This is a genomic window from Lelliottia sp. EB106-05-01-XG201 (genome assembly GCF_058791735.1).
Window position 1 is genome coordinate 1,414,896 of the sequence record NZ_JBYTDV010000001.1, and the last position, 16,276, is coordinate 1,431,171.

13 protein-coding genes and 2 tRNA genes are annotated in these 16,276 nt (G+C 55.0%); 7 read left to right on the forward strand and 8 right to left on the reverse strand.

The window, feature by feature from the left end:
- Positions 1 to 9: 9 nt before the first annotated feature.
- Together AC3WS9_RS06630 and AC3WS9_RS06635 are read right to left on the reverse strand one after the other, a co-directional pair.
- Positions 10 to 405 carry a YfeC-like transcriptional regulator gene (locus AC3WS9_RS06630; protein WP_492487424.1) on the reverse strand — a complete coding sequence of 132 codons (396 nt, stop codon included), beginning with the start codon at positions 403 to 405 and terminating at the stop codon, positions 10 to 12.
- 1 nt (position 406) lies between these two features.
- A complete protein-coding gene (locus tag AC3WS9_RS06635; RefSeq protein ID WP_282491562.1) occupies positions 407 to 769 on the reverse strand; it encodes a YfeC-like transcriptional regulator in 363 nt (120 codons plus the stop codon).
- Between the two features lie 217 nt (positions 770 to 986).
- Here AC3WS9_RS06635 and AC3WS9_RS06640 point away from each other — a divergent pair.
- From AC3WS9_RS06640 to AC3WS9_RS06650, 3 genes are all read left to right on the forward strand, one after another.
- A tRNA-Ala gene (locus AC3WS9_RS06640) sits at positions 987 to 1,062 on the forward strand.
- Between the two features lie 40 nt (positions 1,063 to 1,102).
- Positions 1,103 to 1,178 (forward strand) — tRNA-Ala (locus AC3WS9_RS06645).
- 249 nt (positions 1,179 to 1,427) lie between these two features.
- A complete protein-coding gene (locus tag AC3WS9_RS06650; RefSeq protein ID WP_492487426.1) occupies positions 1,428 to 3,587 on the forward strand; it encodes an EAL domain-containing protein in 2,160 nt (719 codons plus the stop codon).
- 39 nt (positions 3,588 to 3,626) lie between these two features.
- On the opposite strand, the gene nupC is transcribed toward AC3WS9_RS06650, so the two are convergent.
- Positions 3,627 to 4,814: a nucleoside permease NupC gene (gene nupC, locus AC3WS9_RS06655; RefSeq protein WP_282493769.1), complete on the reverse strand. Its 1,188-nt coding sequence runs from the start codon at positions 4,812 to 4,814 to the stop codon at positions 3,627 to 3,629.
- Between the two features lie 351 nt (positions 4,815 to 5,165).
- Here nupC and AC3WS9_RS06660 point away from each other — a divergent pair, with 351 nt between their 5' ends.
- Complete coding sequence (locus AC3WS9_RS06660) at positions 5,166 to 6,404, forward strand: Nramp family divalent metal transporter (RefSeq protein WP_285150117.1); 1,239 nt, start codon at positions 5,166 to 5,168, stop codon at positions 6,402 to 6,404.
- A gap of 45 nt (positions 6,405 to 6,449) precedes the next feature.
- Here AC3WS9_RS06660 and ypeC read toward each other — a convergent pair whose 3' ends face one another.
- Together ypeC and mgrA are read right to left on the reverse strand one after the other, a co-directional pair.
- On the reverse strand, positions 6,450 to 6,794 hold the full coding sequence (ypeC, locus tag AC3WS9_RS06665) for a DUF2502 domain-containing protein YpeC (protein WP_282493767.1): 345 nt from the start codon (positions 6,792 to 6,794) through the stop codon (positions 6,450 to 6,452).
- 126 nt (positions 6,795 to 6,920) lie between these two features.
- Positions 6,921 to 7,919 carry an L-glyceraldehyde 3-phosphate reductase gene (gene mgrA / locus AC3WS9_RS06670; RefSeq protein ID WP_492487429.1) on the reverse strand — a complete coding sequence of 333 codons (999 nt, stop codon included), beginning with the start codon at positions 7,917 to 7,919 and terminating at the stop codon, positions 6,921 to 6,923.
- Positions 7,920 to 8,103: 184 nt separating this feature from the next.
- Between mgrA and ipdC the strand changes: the two genes are divergently transcribed.
- Complete coding sequence (ipdC, locus tag AC3WS9_RS06675) at positions 8,104 to 9,762, forward strand: indolepyruvate decarboxylase (protein WP_492487431.1); 1,659 nt, start codon at positions 8,104 to 8,106, stop codon at positions 9,760 to 9,762.
- Here ipdC and AC3WS9_RS06680 read toward each other — a convergent pair whose 3' ends face one another.
- A complete protein-coding gene (locus AC3WS9_RS06680) occupies positions 9,763 to 10,998 on the reverse strand; it encodes an ion channel protein (RefSeq protein ID WP_285150114.1) in 1,236 nt (411 codons plus the stop codon).
- A 205-nt stretch (positions 10,999 to 11,203) separates the two neighbouring features.
- Between AC3WS9_RS06680 and glk the strand changes: the two genes are divergently transcribed.
- Positions 11,204 to 12,169 carry a glucokinase gene (gene glk, locus AC3WS9_RS06685; RefSeq protein WP_282493763.1) on the forward strand — a complete coding sequence of 322 codons (966 nt, stop codon included), beginning with the start codon at positions 11,204 to 11,206 and terminating at the stop codon, positions 12,167 to 12,169.
- Positions 12,170 to 12,201: 32 nt separating this feature from the next.
- Here glk and AC3WS9_RS06690 read toward each other — a convergent pair whose 3' ends face one another.
- Together AC3WS9_RS06690 and AC3WS9_RS06695 are read right to left on the reverse strand one after the other, a co-directional pair.
- Entirely contained in the window at positions 12,202 to 12,939 is a 738-nt protein-coding gene (locus tag AC3WS9_RS06690; RefSeq protein WP_492487434.1) for a LytR/AlgR family response regulator transcription factor, read from the reverse strand.
- A gap of 12 nt (positions 12,940 to 12,951) precedes the next feature.
- On the reverse strand, positions 12,952 to 14,649 hold the full coding sequence (locus AC3WS9_RS06695) for a sensor histidine kinase (RefSeq protein ID WP_282493761.1): 1,698 nt from the start codon (positions 14,647 to 14,649) through the stop codon (positions 12,952 to 12,954).
- 386 nt (positions 14,650 to 15,035) lie between these two features.
- Between AC3WS9_RS06695 and alaC the strand changes: the two genes are divergently transcribed.
- Positions 15,036 to 16,259 (forward strand): alanine transaminase, encoded by a 1,224-nt coding sequence (alaC, locus tag AC3WS9_RS06700; protein ID WP_492487436.1) that lies wholly within the window; start codon positions 15,036 to 15,038, stop codon positions 16,257 to 16,259.
- Positions 16,260 to 16,276 lie beyond the last annotated feature (17 nt).

A 16,276-nucleotide genomic window follows, 5' to 3' on the forward strand; every position in this document is an offset into this window, starting at 1 on the left:
GCCGTTTTTTTATGTCTGCTCTTCAGCGATCCCGAGGCGGGTGAGAAAACCCTGAACCCCTTCGCGTGCCAGCAGCACGGCGAGCCTCTGTTGCTCGATTTGGGTCAGGTTTTCCAGAGCAGTGGTCACCTGGCGTGGCAGGCTGGTGGTATTCACATCGCCATATTCGGCGGAGGCTTCTGCTAACTGGTAAACCGCCTGGCGGGTACGAATAGCGGGGAGGGTCATAAGGTGCTCGCGCACGCGGGTATCGATGTGGATCAGTCTCGCTCGTCCACCTTTCACGCCGTTTAACCCTTCGGTTTTCCACCCTTGCTTACGTATCCAGCGGTTGACCGTCTGTTTGGCGACCCCCAGGCTCTCGGCCAGCTCTTCCGTGGTCATCTTGCTCCGTAATCTTTTCATATCAGCTCTGGTCGCGTATCCCTAAACGTTGTAGCAATCCGGTGATCCCTTCTCGCAGCAGCAGCGTCGTCAGCTGTTTTTGTTCATCGGGGGTCATTTCATTGGCGAGTGTCAGAAGCAAAGCGTCAAGCGAGCTACTGCTTGCCACGCTTTCAGGATGAAGAGGTGCTTCCGTTACCCGAGAAGCGCTGCGGATGAACTCTCGCACTTTCTCGTTCACGTGGACCAGACGCGCTTTACCGCCCTGAACACCCGGCCTTGGAGATGTTTTCCAACCCTCTTTACGTACCCATTTATTGATGGTCTGTCGGCTATAGCCAGTGAGCCGGGACAGCTCCTCTGGCGTCATTCGTTCCTTGATCATGCAATTACCTGAATATCAGTAGGGTTAATGAAGGCTTCATGTTATAGCACCCTTTTACGCGAAAATGTGACAGGTTTAACTACTGGCTGCGAGCAACCTCGCAATGTGCTTCATTTGCATGATTTTTCGACGATTGAAAGGGCAGGGCTGATTTTGCCGTTGACACTCAGCAATGGAATTCATATTATGCCGCCCGTCAACACGACAGCTTTACGTTGGGGCTATAGCTCAGCTGGGAGAGCGCTTGCATGGCATGCAAGAGGTCAGCGGTTCGATCCCGCTTAGCTCCACCAAATTCTTAATCCAGGGGAATTTGGAACGTAAAGACACTGTGGGGCTATAGCTCAGCTGGGAGAGCGCTTGCATGGCATGCAAGAGGTCAGCGGTTCGATCCCGCTTAGCTCCACCAAAATTTAAACCCTCGCCGAAAGGCGGGGGTTTTTTTTATGCGTTTGTTATCATCTCCTGCCTTTTTTGTTGCCATCCGTGTATGTTTATCAATCTGACCTCAATCGAAATCAATAAAAGAGTTCATTTAAAACCGGGAACTTGATTCGCTCAATTAATAAACTTACCATTTCTTCAACCAATGATTCGACTGGGAAATAGCCCCTTGTTACGAGCAAAAAGTCACCTTACAAATAATTTACGAATATTTATGCTGGCATTCATTTTATGTCTGCTGGCGGTGCCTTTCTCTCGTTTTATTTCCCCTCGTTCCATCCTCGACGGTCATTACGTCTATTTAGCCTGGTTACCCTTAAGCGTGATGCTGGCGATGATGTTATTGTTTGGTCGCCGCGCGGTTCTTCCCATTGTCTTCAGTTTTGCCTTAACTAACCTTTATTACTTCCAGCTCACCCCTCTGCAGCATGCGGTAGTGCTGTTTTGCCAGACGTTTTCGGTCTTCGCAGTCTGCGCAATCCTGCGCTTCACGCTGGGTAAGCGCTGGCGCTATGGGCTGCCTAACCGGCATATTGGGTTACGCATTTTCTGGCTGGGATTTGTCATTCCCCTCGGCATAAAGCTGTCGATGTATCTCGCCGGATATTTCTTTGATTTCCCGCTTTCGATATCAAACTTCTTTGGCGATGGCACCGCAATTTATAACATCGTTGATATTCAGAGCCTGATTTGCGCCAGCCTGATATTTACCATGATGTTCTATTACCCGCTAAGAATGATAATTAATCCGCGCAATGCCAGAACCTTCTGGCTGCGCAGCGTTAAGCCGTATCTTATTCATAAACATTCTGTATTTACATTTGGCTGGCTGATATGTCTGACGCTGGGATTAGTGGTTTTATGCTCCCCAATCGAAGCCAGCTTTATCGCCGGGTATCTGGTTCCGGTGATCTTTATTCTGTTCACGGTGGCGATCAGTCGCCTGAGCTATGCCCTGGTTTCTCTGAGCTGGGCGATCTCCGCCTTCCTGCTCCTGTCCTACAACAAAAACTTCCTTAACGGCGTTCAGACCGGGCATGCCCTGGCGTTCGTCCTGTCGGTGCTGATCTCCTTCGCCATCTGCCTGATGTACATGTCGCGGATTTACCACCGGAGCGAATGGCTAAAGAAGGGCTGGCATGAAAGGGCGTTGACCGATCCGCTCACGGGCCTCGCGAATATGCGCGCCCTGGAAGACTATTTACAGCGACACCCGGATGCCAAAATCTGCTGCCTGCGGATGGGCAACCTGGGGTTTCTCAGCCGGCATTACGGCATGCTGATGCGCATCCACTGTAAGCGAGCCATCACTTCTGCGGTTCAGCCTTTACTTCAGGCGAACGAAAAATTCTTCCAGCTACCGGGCAGCGAGTTGATTCTGGTGCTGCAGGGGCCAGACAGCGGGGAGCGTTTGCAGCACATCGTCGATCGGCTGAACAGCCGTAAAATCTACTGGAACAATACCGGGCTGGACATCGAATTTGGTGCGGCCTGGGGCGAACTGGACGATCAGGATGCAGAAAACCTGCACCATACGCTGGGGCAGTTGAGCTGGCTTTCAGAGCAGTCCTGCGTCACGCACAGAGTGCTGGCGCTCACCAACAGCGTCGAGCGGGTCTCAGGGCAAACCACGGACCGCGTATTGATGCTGAGCCGGGTGAAACGGGCGCTGGAGGAGGGAGGCGTGCGTCTGTATGCCCAGCCCATTCAGAATGCTGCCGGTGAGGGCTACCACGAAATTCTGACCCGTCTGGAGAGCGACGGTGAAATCCTCACCCCCGATCGCTTCATTCCTCTGGTGGCGCAGTTCAACCTCAGCCACCGCTTTGACCTTTGCGTCCTTGACAGCCTGCTGAAATGGCTGCGGCAAAACCCTTCGACGGAGTGCGGAGCGCGCTTCTCCGTCAACCTGATGCCAATGACGCTCAATCAAAAAGAGGTGGCCGCTGAGATTATCGATCGCTTCAGGCACCACGCGATTGCCCCGCAGGCGGTCATTATCGAAGTCACCGAAGAGCAGGCTTTTTCCGATTCCGAATACAGCATTCAGAATATCCAGCAGCTGCGCGAATACGGCTTCAAAATTGCGATCGATGATTTTGGCACGGGGTATGCCAACTATGAGCGCCTCAAACGCCTGCAGGCGGACATCATTAAAATCGACGGTTGCTTTGTGAAAGACATCTGTACGGACAGCATGGATGCGACCATTGTGAAGTCGATTTGTAATCTGGCGAAGACGAAATCCTTGTGCGTGGTGGCGGAGTTTGTCGAAACGCCGGAGCAGCGGCAGATGTTACTCGATATCGGAGTGGACTATTTGCAGGGCTATTTGCTGGGAAAACCCCAGCCGCTTGATGAACTGAAGGCGTAAAAAAACCGGGGGCGCAAACCCCCGGTTTTTTTATCTGGATTACAGTACCAGTGCCGCGATAGACGCAGACAGTACGCTCACCAGCGTCGAGCCGTAAACCAGTTTCAGGCCGAAGCGAGAAACTACGTTACCTTGCTCTTCGTTCAGACCTTTAATCGCACCGGCGATGATACCGATGGAAGAGAAGTTAGCGAAGGAGACCAGGAACACAGACAGGATACCTTCAGCGCGCGGAGAGAGCGTGCTGGCGATTTTCTGCAGATCCATCATCGCAACGAATTCGTTGGAAACCAGTTTGGTCGCCATGATGCTGCCGACCTGCAGTGCTTCGTGAGCCGGAACACCCATCACCCACGCAATCGGGTAGAAGATGTAGCCCAGAATGCCCTGGAAGGAGATACCCAGCACAGCGGCGAACAGGGCGTTCAGCGCAGCGATCAGGGCGATGAAGCCGATCAGCATCGCAGCAACGATAATCGCCACTTTGAAACCTGCCAGAATGTACTCGCCCAGCATTTCGAAGAAGCTCTGGCCTTCGTGCAGGTTAGACATCTGAATATTTTCTTCGCTGGCGTCAACGCGGTACGGGTTGATCAGCGACAGAACGATAAAGGTGCTGAACATGTTCAGAACCAGTGCTGCGACCACGTATTTTGGATCCAGCATTGTCATGTATGCGCCCACGATAGACATGGAAACAGTCGACATTGCGGTAGCCGCCATGGTGTACATGCGGTTGCGGGACATTTTGCCGAGGATGTCTTTATACGCGATAAAGTTCTCGGACTGGCCCAGAATCAGGGAGCTGACTGCGTTGAAAGATTCCAGTTTACCCATGCCGTTGACTTTGGATAACAGGAAACCAATCCCACGGATCACAAACGGCAGAACACGGATGTGCTGCAGAATACCGATCAGCGCAGAGATGAAGACGATTGGGCAAAGCACTTTCAGGAAGAAGAATGCCAGGCCTTGATCGTTCATGCTGCCGAAGACAAAGTTCGTCCCTTCGTTAGCAAATCCGAGCAGTTTTTCGAACATTTCGGAGAAGCCTTTCACGAAGCCCAGGCCTACGTTGGAGTTCAGGAAGAACCACGCAAGTAAAACTTCAATGACGAGCAGCTGTACAACATAACGTATACGAATGTTTTTGCGGTCTGTGCTGACCAGCAATGCAAGTGCAGTAACGACAACAAGTGCCAGGACAAAATGAAGGACGCGGTCCATATTTGCTCCAAATATGAGGCAGGTTTAATTTCCGTGCACATTCTATGTAACAAGCACAAAGAAAACGAGATCAAGACCACAGTATAGTTACAACCTGTGACGAGTCTCAAAAATAGTGATCAACCATACACTTCTGTTATGTTATGTAAATGAGTGAAAAGTTACGTTTGTGTGCTACGCTTCACAAATGACTGTGCGATTTCACTGTCTGTGAGATCGTTTCATTGCACCCGCCCCAGCTATCGTTCTTTGCTATCAGAGAAATCACTATAAACTTTTTAAATGATCTTGATAATCATTCTCATTTTGATAGCATGAAACATAGCAAAGGCTATATTTCCAGAGGCAGAAATGACAAACAGTCGCGTAGAGGGTAGCAGTGCCAGAGCGGCGCGCAAGCTCAGGTTCGCATTAATGGGACCTGCGTTCATCGCTGCTATTGGCTATATCGATCCGGGTAATTTTGCGACCAACATTCAGGCCGGGGCGAGCTTTGGCTACAAATTACTGTGGGTGGTGGTGTGGGCGAACCTGATGGCGATGCTCATTCAGGTGCTCTCCGCAAAACTGGGTATCGCGACGGGGAAAAACCTCGCGGAACAGATTCGCGATCACTATCCGCGTCCGGTGGTCTGGTTCTATTGGGTGCAGGCGGAAATCATCGCCATGGCGACTGACCTCGCCGAATTTATCGGCGCGGCGATAGGCTTTAAGCTGATTCTGGGCGTGTCGCTCCTGCAGGGTGCGGTACTGACCGGGATCGCCACCTTCCTGATTTTGATGCTCCAGCGTCGCGGGCAGAAGCCCCTCGAGCTGGTGATCGGCGGTCTGCTGCTGTTTGTCGCTGCGGCCTATATTGTTGAGCTGATATTTTCCCAGCCGAATCTGGCGCAGCTGAGTAAAGGGATGATTATCCCCAGCCTGCCGACGTCAGAAGCCGTGTTCCTGGCGGCGGGCGTCCTGGGTGCGACCATCATGCCGCACGTGATTTATCTCCACTCCTCCCTGACGCAGCACGCCCACGAAGGCTCGCGTCAGGAGCGCTACTCGGCCACCAAATGGGATGTCGGTATCGCCATGACCATCGCCGGGTTTGTGAATCTGGCGATGATGGCGACGGCCGCAGCGGCGTTCCACTTTAACGGTCACACGGGGATTGCCGATCTCGATCAGGCATACCTGACGCTGGAACCGCTCCTGAGCCACGCGGCGGCGACCATCTTCGGCCTGAGCCTGGTGGCAGCCGGTCTTTCATCGACGGTGGTCGGGACGCTGGCCGGGCAGGTGGTGATGCAGGGGTTCGTGCGCTTCCACATTCCTCTGTGGGTGCGCCGCTCCGTGACGATGCTGCCGTCGTTTATCGTCATTCTGATGGGGCTGGATCCGACGCGCATTCTGGTAATGAGCCAGGTCCTGCTGAGCTTTGGTATCGCGCTGGCGCTGGTTCCGCTGCTGATCTTTACCAGCAATCAGAAGCTGATGGGCGACCTGGTCAATACCACGCTGGTTAAACGTATCGGCTGGATTATTGTGGTGTTGGTGGTGGCCTTGAACCTGTGGCTGCTGATTGGTACGGCGCTGGGCCTGTAAGATCGCAGACATAAAAAAAGGAGCCATTTGGCTCCTTTTTGTCTTTTAGTGGTGATGGCCGCCGTGTCCGTGACCGCGTCCATGACCGTGCGGTCCGCGACGATCGTCCCGGTCGCTCCAGCCTTCACGATAGCCACGCTCGTACGCTTTGCGATTATCCCAGCCACGGTGACGGCCATTATCGTGCCTCCACCAGCGGTCTTTTCGCCATTCATAGTTGCGGTGCCAGTAATCACGGTCGCGCCAGCCACCGCCGTCCCAGTAGTTACCATAATTGTCACGATCGCCAATTTGTAATTTTACTGATGGCAACAGGGTGATTTCGCCAGCATTGGCGACCAGCGGTGCTGAAGCCATTAATACCGCTGCAAGAATCAGTGACCTGAACATGCTTCTTCTCCTTCACGATCGGGGCCGTAAGCGGCCTGTTAACGCAATATTACGGGGCCGTAAAGCCCCGTTTAATCGCCTCAACTCCTAATTCGTCAGGGGGAGCACGTTTTGCTAAAAGTGCGTTTATTTTGTCCGGTTCAGGATCGCGTCAATGGTATTGAGTTCATCGGCGCTGAAGTGCAGGTTATTTAACGTGCCTACCGCGTCCTCGATTTGCGCGGTCTTACTCGCGCCAATCAGCACCGTCGTGACCGCGTCGTGGCGTAACACCCAGGCCAGCGCCATCTGCGACAGTTTTTGACCCCGGCTTTCGGCCAGCGCGTTCAGCTCGCGCACCTGGCTGATTTTCTCTTCCGTAATGTGATCCGGATTGAGGAAGCGACTTCCGCTGGCCGCACGAGAATCCGCCGGAATACCGTTCAGATAACGGTCGGTCAGTTGCCCGCCGGCCAGCGGAGAGAACGGAATACAGCCGACGCCTTTCTCCTGCAGGACGGACAGCAAACCCTGTTCCGGCGCGCGTTCAAACATGGAGTATTTCGGCTGGTGGATAAGACACGGCGTACCGAGGTCGTCGAGGATCTCAATCGCCTGACGCGCCAGTTCCGCCGGGTAATTCGACAGGCCAACGTAGAGCGCTTTCCCCTGACGCACCACGTGATCGAGGGCTTTCATCGTCTCGCGCAGCGGCGTTTCCGGGTCCGGGCGGTGGTGATAGAAAATATCCACGTACTCCAGGCCCATCCGTTTCAGGCTTTGATCGAGGCTGGCGATCAGGTATTTACGTGAACCCCAGTCACCGTAGGGGCCGTCCCACATGGTATAGCCCGCCTTGGTCGAGATAATCAGTTCGTCGCGATAGGGCAGAAAATCTTCCTGCAAAATGCGACCAAAGTTCGATTCTGCCGAGCCGGGAGGTGGCCCGTAGTTATTGGCCAGATCGAAATGGGTAATCCCCAGCTCGAAGGCGCGGTGTAAAAGTTGACGACTAGTGTCAATGAGCGTGGTATCGCCAAAGTTATGCCATAAACCCAGTGAAATCGCCGGCAGCTTTAAACCGCTCTGGCCGCAGCGACGATACTGCATTGACTGATAACGCATTTTATCCGCCTGAAAAACCATTGCTAAACCCCTCTGACCTGAAATATCCCATCAGTGTATACGTTTACACTGTGGCGCAGTAAATCAGATTACACCGCCATTTTTCGTAAAGCATTCTTTCCAGAGCCATCTTGTCGCGGTTTCTGGACAGTCATCACGCTTCTTTAATACTCAAAGTGAGGTCAACGTCAGAAGGACACCTGTTATGCGAACCCCATACTGCGTCGCCGATTATCTGCTTGAACGACTAAAACACTGCGGCGCCGAACACCTGTTTGGCGTCCCTGGCGACTACAACCTACAGTTTCTCGATCATGTCATCGACAGCCCGGACATCCGCTGGGTGGGCTGTGCAAACGAGCTGAACGCCGCCTATGCCGCTGACGGGTATGCCCGCTGCAAGGGCTTTTCCGCGCTGTTGACGACATTTGGCGTCGGGGAGTTAAGTGCCATGAACGGCATCGCGGGCAGTTTCGCGGAGTACGTTCCGGTGCTGCATATCGTGGGCGCACCGGGCAGCGCCGCGCAGCAAAAAGGCGAACTGCTGCACCACACGCTGGGCGACGGCGAGTTCCGTCATTTTTACCGGATGAGTGAGCCGGTGACGGTGGCGCAGGCGATTTTAACGGAGCAAAACGCCTGCTATGAAATCGACCGGGTCTTGTCGATCATGCTGCGCGAGCGGCGTCCGGGGTATCTGATGTTGCCTGCGGACGTGGCAAAAAAACCGGCCACGCCGCCTGTAAACGCTCTCACAGAACGCACCTCTCACGCGGACAGCACCTGCCTGAAAGCCTTCCGCGATGCGGCTGAATCGCGCATGGCCAGCAGCAAACGTACCGCACTGCTGGCTGACTTCCTGGTGCTGCGATATGGGCTCAAAGATCAGCTGCAGAAATGGGTGAAAGAGACACCGATGGCCCACGCGACCATGTTGATGGGCAAAGGGATTTTTGATGAGCGCCAGACCGGTTTTTACGGCACTTACAGCGGCTCGGCGAGCGGGAAAGGGGTGAAAGAAGCCATTGAAGAAGCGGATACCATCATCTGCGTCGGGACACGTTTCACCGATACCCTGACCGCCGGTTTCACACACCATCTTCCGGCGGCCAAAACCATCGAAATCCAGCCGCACGCCGCCCGCGTAGGGGAGCGCTGGTTCACCGGCATTCCGATGGCGAAGGCCGTCGAGATCCTCTCGGCGCTGTGTAAGCAGCACATCACCAGGCAGACGACACCGGCCCGACAGGCGCCGCTCACCCATCGGCATCAGGATGAAACCCTCACCCAGGATAACTTCTGGCACACGCTGCAACCCTTTATTCGCCCCGGCGACGTCATTCTCGCTGACCAGGGCACTTCCGCCTTTGGTGCCGCCGCACTGCGTCTCCCGACCGACGTGAACTTTATCGTGCAGCCCCTGTGGGGATCGATTGGTTATACCCTGGCGGCGGCGTTTGGCGCGCAGACGGCATGCCCGGACAGACGCGTGATTGTGCTGACCGGGGACGGCGCAGCGCAGCTAACGATTCAGGAGATGGGGTCGATGCTGCGGGATAAACAGCACCCGGTGATTCTGGTGCTGAACAACGAAGGCTACACCGTTGAGCGGGCGATCCACGGGCCGAAACAGCGCTATAACGATATCGCCCTGTGGAACTGGACGCAGATCCCGCAGGCACTGAGCCAGAACGGTCAGGCTCAGTGCTGGCGGGTAAGCGAAACAGGGCAACTGGCGGAGATACTGGAGAAGGTTGCCCACAGCGAAAAACTGTCGCTGATCGAGGTGATGTTGCCCAAAGAGGATATTCCTCCGCTGTTGAGCGCCATCACCCAGGCGCTGGAAGCGCGCAATAACGCCTGACTATTTCTTCGGCCGCCAGGCCATCAGCATCGGTTTGCCCGCCAGCAGGAGCCAGGCGGGCAACATCACGATACAGAGCAGCGGCAGCAGGTTGGTATCCGGCACCACCACTACCGCCATGAACAGGCTCAGCCACGCATCGCGCGTCACCACCAGCACAAACCCCAGAATCGAACAGGAGACGGTGATCGCCGCCGGAACCGCATCGACATGCTCATGCAACATCAGACCCAGCGCCACGGCGATAAACACCGCCGGGAAAATCCGCCCGCCGCGAAAACCACACGCGGCGGCCACCACCACTGCGGCCAGTTTCACCACCGCAAACAGGAAATAATCTGACACGCTAAACACCTGGCTGAACGCCATGCGCTGCATCTCATCCAGTCCTTTGAACAGGGTGATGGGGCCGCCAATGGCACCCAGAATACCGAGTAAAAAGCCGCCCGCGCCGAGAATCAGCACCGGGTGTTTCAGCTTGTGCATCAGAAGATGCAGGCGCGGCAGGCACCACACGGCGACCATTCCCACCGCGATGGCGATCGCGGCGACAATCGCCCCGCTAAAGATATCGGCCAGCTGCATGTGCCCGTAGTGAGGGATCGGCAGCGAAAAGTGCGGCTGGAAGAACAGGCTGGTGGTGAGCGCACCGGCCGCCGCCGCCATCAACGGCGCGAACAGGCGATCCCAGAGCGGAACGTCGTTATCGGAGCTCAGGGTTTGCGAGAAAATCAGCGCGGCAGCAACGGGCGTGCCGAACAGCGCGCCGATCGTCCCCGCCGATGCCAGAATGGTCCAGTCGAGAGCACCTACGCGCGGCAAAATCCGTGAGCCAAGATAGACTGCTAGAGCGATATTCACCGCCATAATCGGATGTTCTGGCCCGAGGCTCACGCCGCCCGCAAGACCAATCACCAGAGCAAGAATCAGCCCCGGCAGCGCGCCGGGATTCACGGGCGCACCAATCAGCGGCTCCAGCGCCGGATCCGGGCCTGCATGTCCTGGGCTAAAGCGAACCACCAGCCCCACCGCAATCCCGGTGAGCGTTAACATCAAAATGATCCACGACGGAGACGCCACATCAATACCGAACTGCCCGGGAAGTGAGGACCATAAAAACGTCTGCAGCACCGAGGCGACTTTCATCACGACGATTAACACCAGGCTTGACGCAATACCAATCAGTAGCGCGGGTATTGCCAGCAGCAACATCGTTCTGGCGCGGGGATGAAGCATGATGATTTCCTTGTACAAAAGTATTTAGCGTGACTTTGCACAATCAGTTTGACGGCAATAGTGCAAAAGGTGCTGAAACGGTAAAGTTATTCTGTGACGAAGATCGATAATCCTGGGCCACCCGCCTTCAGGCCGTTGTTGTTATCTCGCCTTGAACTTACAGTGTCCCAAAGATTTATTCTGACTTTAGCGGAGCAGTAGAAGAATGACAAAGTATGCTTTAGTAGGCGATGTGGGCGGTACCAACGCCCGGCTGGCGCTATGCGATATTAATACCGGTGAAATCTCTCAGGCAAAGGCCTACTCAGGGCTGGATTACCCGAGCCTGGAAGCGGTGGTTCGCGTCTATCTGGATGAGCATAAGGTCAGCGTAGAAGATGGCTGTATCGCCATTGCCTGCCCGATTACCGGCGACTGGGTGGCGATGACCAACCACACCTGGGCGTTTTCCATTGCCGAGATGAAAAAGAATCTTGGTTTCGCGCATCTGGAAATTATTAACGACTTTACAGCGGTCTCGATGGCGATCCCGATGCTTAAACCTGAACATCTGATTCAGTTTGGCGGGGATAAACCGGTCGAGGGCAAGCCGATTGCCGTTTACGGCGCGGGCACCGGGCTGGGCGTTTCGCACCTGGTTCACGTCGACAAACGCTGGGTGAGTCTGCCGGGCGAAGGCGGCCACGTTGATTTCGCGCCAAACAGCGAAGAAGAGGGTATTATTCTGCAGGAGCTGCGCGCCGAGCTGGGTCACGTTTCCGCCGAGCGCGTGCTCTCCGGCCCGGGTCTGGTCTATCTTTATCGCGCGATTGTGAAATCTGACGGTCGTCTGCCAGAAAACCTGCAGCCGAAAGACGTCACCGAACGCGCGCTGGCAGACAGCTGCACCGACTGTCGCCGTGCCCTGTCGCTGTTCTGCGTGATCATGGGACGCTTCGGCGGCAACCTGGCGTTGAATCTCGGTACCTTTGGCGGCGTGTACATCGCCGGTGGGATTGTGCCGCGCTTCCTCGAATTCTTTAAAGCGTCCGGTTTCCGCGGCGGTTTCGAAGATAAAGGGCGCTTCAAATCCTACGTCCAGGATATTCCCGTTTATCTGATCGTGCATGATAATCCAGGCCTGCTGGGTTCCGGCGCGCATCTGCGCCAGACGCTGGGTCAGTACCTCTGATTCACTTCGCCCTCTTCGTCACGGAGAGGGCGTCAAAAATGCATCAACTGCCTGAACTCTTTCACCTTGCTGCGACTCACTGGCACCTGAAACTCCAGATCCTTCAGCCGTAAAATATAGGTGTTGTTAAACCAGGGCTCGATTTCGCGGATCTTGTTTAGATTGACGCAAAACGAGCGGTGGCAGCGGAAAAAGTGCGACGTCGGGAGCTTGGCGCAAAACTCGGTGATGTTCATCGGCATCACAAACGAGTCCCGGCGCGTGTAGACGAACGTCATCTTCTCGTGCGCTTCGGCGTAATAAATATCATCCATCGGTGTGACGATAATGCGCTCATCTTTGATCAGATTGAGGGTGTCATTTTCGCGCGTGGCGGCAGGCGCAGGGCTGACTGCCGGGCTGGATTGCTGTCGCCACGCCAGTTCCAGCTTCTGCAGCATGCTGATGATGCGCGACTCCTGATAAGGTTTCAGAATGTAGTCGAAGGCTTCCAGTTCAAAGGCTTCGGCGGCATGCTCTTTCCACGCGGTGACAAACACAATAAACGGCTTATGGGCGAACTGGTTGATGTTTTGCGCCAGCAGCACGCCGTCCAGCGACGGAATATTGATATCCAGAAAAATGGCGTCGACGCGGTTGTGCTGCAAAAATTTCAGCACATCCAGCCCGTCCTCAAAGGTGCCCACGATCTCCATTTTGCTGTGCTCTTTAATCAGCCAGCTTAATTCCTGTTGGGCGAGGATTTCATCTTCCACAATGATGACTTTCATGAGGCACTCCCGTTAAGGCAACAACAGCGTCTGCGTATGAACGGGCAAACGTTCATTCGGGACGTAAAAAGCGATTTCGGTGCCGGGCTCCAGGCGGCGAATATGCAGCCCTTCGCCATACAGCAGTTTCACGCGGTGATGGACGTTCAGCAGGCCAATTTTATTGCCAGGCATCTCGTTTGACTCGACGCGCGCAATCACGTTGGGGTCGATGCCGTGGCCGGTATCGCGCACCGCCACCCGCACCCGATTCCCGCACTCCGCCACGCTGATGGTCACTACGCCTTTGCCTTTGCACGGCTGAATGCCGTGAACGATGGCGTTCTCCACCAGCGGCTGGATCAGAAGGCTCGGGATCACACAGTGAACCTCTTCATCAATATCGTAGATAACCGTCAGCTTATCGCCAAAGCGCGCCTGCTCAATCGCGATGTAATCTTTAATCTGGTACAGCTCTTTTTTGATGTCGATCTGCTCGTCGTCTTTCAGCTCAATGTTGTAGCGCAGGTAGCGCGACAGATTGAAAATCAGCTGGCGGGCGGTGTCCGGATTCATGCGAATCGACGATGAAATGGCGTTCAGGGCGTTAAACAGGAAATGGGGATTGATCTTACTTTGCAGGGCGCGCAGCTCTGCCTTATTTGCCATTTCGCGTAACTGCTCGGCGCGGGAGACTTCCAGCTGCGTCGAGATAATCTGCGACAGGCCAATCGCCATCTCCTGCAGCGTAGAGGTGATCTGATGCGCGTGACAGTAGTAGATTTTCAGCGTGCCGGTCACCACGCCTTTTTCCCACAGGGGAATCACCAGCATCGAATGAATTTCCGGCGTACGGTGTGCTTCATCATTGTTTTTAATGATGATTTTACCGTAGTTAATCGCCTGGCGGGTGGTGGGGCTGACGGTATCGTCGGTGTTGCGATAGTTGTCTTCACCGACGCCGACGTAGGCCAGCACGTGATCAATGTTGGTAATGGCAACCGCGTCGGCATGAATATCGCGGCGAATAATATCGCACACCTGACGCAGAGATTCGGCGTTCACGTGGCGGAACAGCGGCAGCGTTTTGTTGGCAATGTCCAGCGCCAGTTTCGCCTGGCGTGCGGCGCTGGCCTCTTTCTCGCCCTCGACGCTCTGGACCAGCAGCACGATAAAACCGATACAGACGGTGCCGAGGATCATCGGAATACCGATTTTGGAAACGATATCCAGACCCAGTTCGATGCTGGGCGCCCAGACGACCACGAGGATCATGGTCAGGGTTTCGCACATCATCCCGGCGACGATACCTGCCCGCCAGCGCTGTTTTTTCGGGATCTTACGGTTAATCCAGCCGGACATAACGCCCGCGATAATACTGGTGATAAAGCAGGGTATGGCCGTTACGCCGCCGATATCGATTAAGTAGCGGTGCGTCCCGGCAATAATCCCGGTGATAATCCCGACCCACGGGCCGAACAAAATCCCGCCCGACATCACCGCAATGATACGCACGTTCACCAGCGAGCCTTCGACGTGCACGCCGGACCAGGTGCTGAACAGGGCAAACAGGGAAAAAATCGCCGTGACGGCCAGCAGCTCTTTGGGCGAGTGGGCGGATTTGTGCAGAAGCTCGCGAAAGAGCCGGATGCGGATCAGGAAGAAGAGGCAAATCAGCATTAATGCCGCGCGATCGAAGACTGCCAGCAGCATATTGAATGTTTCGTGCACGAGGAAACCTGGGAATTCGGGAAAAAGCTATGATAGAAAACCTGGGGCATAATGACCAGACATCCCTCTGAATAATCAAATGAGGAAAGACCCCTTTCTTCAAAGGGGATTGTTTTTTTCAGACCCTGTAATCGACGCTTTAGCCTTTTCGCGCCCTTGTGTTGTTACTTCATTGATATCGCTGCGTTAAATAAAAGCTGCCATGGGAACATTCTTGCCTCAATGCCTTCCGCTTTTTGCCTCAGCAGTCTTCCGGTTTTAGCGTGATAATTTTTTTTCGTTTTCCTCTCGACAGCAGCTTTTCAATCAGGCTATTTTCTAAACACGCCACAATCGTGGCAGCGTCGCTCGGACGGTCCGGGCGCTCACGTGAATCTGAGGAATCTATGGCTGAATCCAGTCCTGAACGCCGTTTTACGCGTATCGATCGTCTTCCCCCTTATGTTTTTAATATCACTGCTGAACTGAAAATGGCTGCGCGTCGGCGCGGCGAAGACATTATCGATTTCAGCATGGGTAACCCTGATGGCCCCACGCCGCCGCATATCGTTGAAAAGCTCTGCACCGTGGCGCAGCGCCCGGACACGCACGGCTACTCCACCTCGCGCGGTATACCGCGTCTGCGTCGGGCGATCTCCCGCTGGTATCAGGATCGCTACAACGTTGAAATCGATCCCGAAAGCGAAGCCATCGTCACCATCGGTTCGAAAGAGGGGCTGGCGCACCTGATGCTGGCGACGCTCGATCACGGCGATACGGTGCTGGTGCCGAACCCGAGCTACCCGATCCATATTTATGGCGCGGTGATTGCCGGGGCGCAGGTTCGCTCCGTCCCGCTGGTGGAGGGGGTGGACTTCTTCAACGAACTGGAACGCGCCATTCGTGAAAGCTACCCGAAACCGAAAATGATGATCCTCGGATTCCCGTCGAACCCTACGGCGCAGTGCGTCGAGCTGGAGTTCTTCGAGAAGGTGGTCGCGCTGGCGAAGCGCTACGACGTGCTGGTGGTCCACGATCTGGCGTATGCCGATATCGTGTACGACGGCTGGAAAGCGCCGTCGATTATGCAGGTGCCGGGTGCGCGTGACGTGGCCGTTGAATTCTTTACCTTGTCCAAAAGCTACAACATGGCGGGCTGGCGTATCGGCTTTATGGTTGGCAATAAAACGCTGGTCAACGCGCTGGCGCGCATCAAGAGCTATCACGACTACGGCACCTTTACGCCGCTGCAGGTCGCTGCGATTGCCGCGCTGGAAGGCGATCAGCAGTGCGTGCACGACATCGCCGCGCAGTATAAACGCCGCCGTGATGTGCTGGTGAAAGGCCTGCACGAAGCGGGCTGGATGGTGGAAATGCCGAAAGCCTCGATGTACGTCTGGGCCAAAATCCCTGGACACTACGCCGCGATGGGCTCGCTGGAGTTTGCCAAAAAGCTGCTGCAGGATGCGAAGGTTTGTGTCTCACCGGGCATTGGTTTCGGTGATTACGGCGATACCCACGTTCGCTTTGCGCTGATCGAAAACAGCGACCGAATTCGTCAGGCGGTGAGAGGCATCAAAAGTATGTTCCGCGCCGACGGGCTGTTGCCGGTCGAGAGAAAATCGGAATAAGCAGGATATGCATAAAA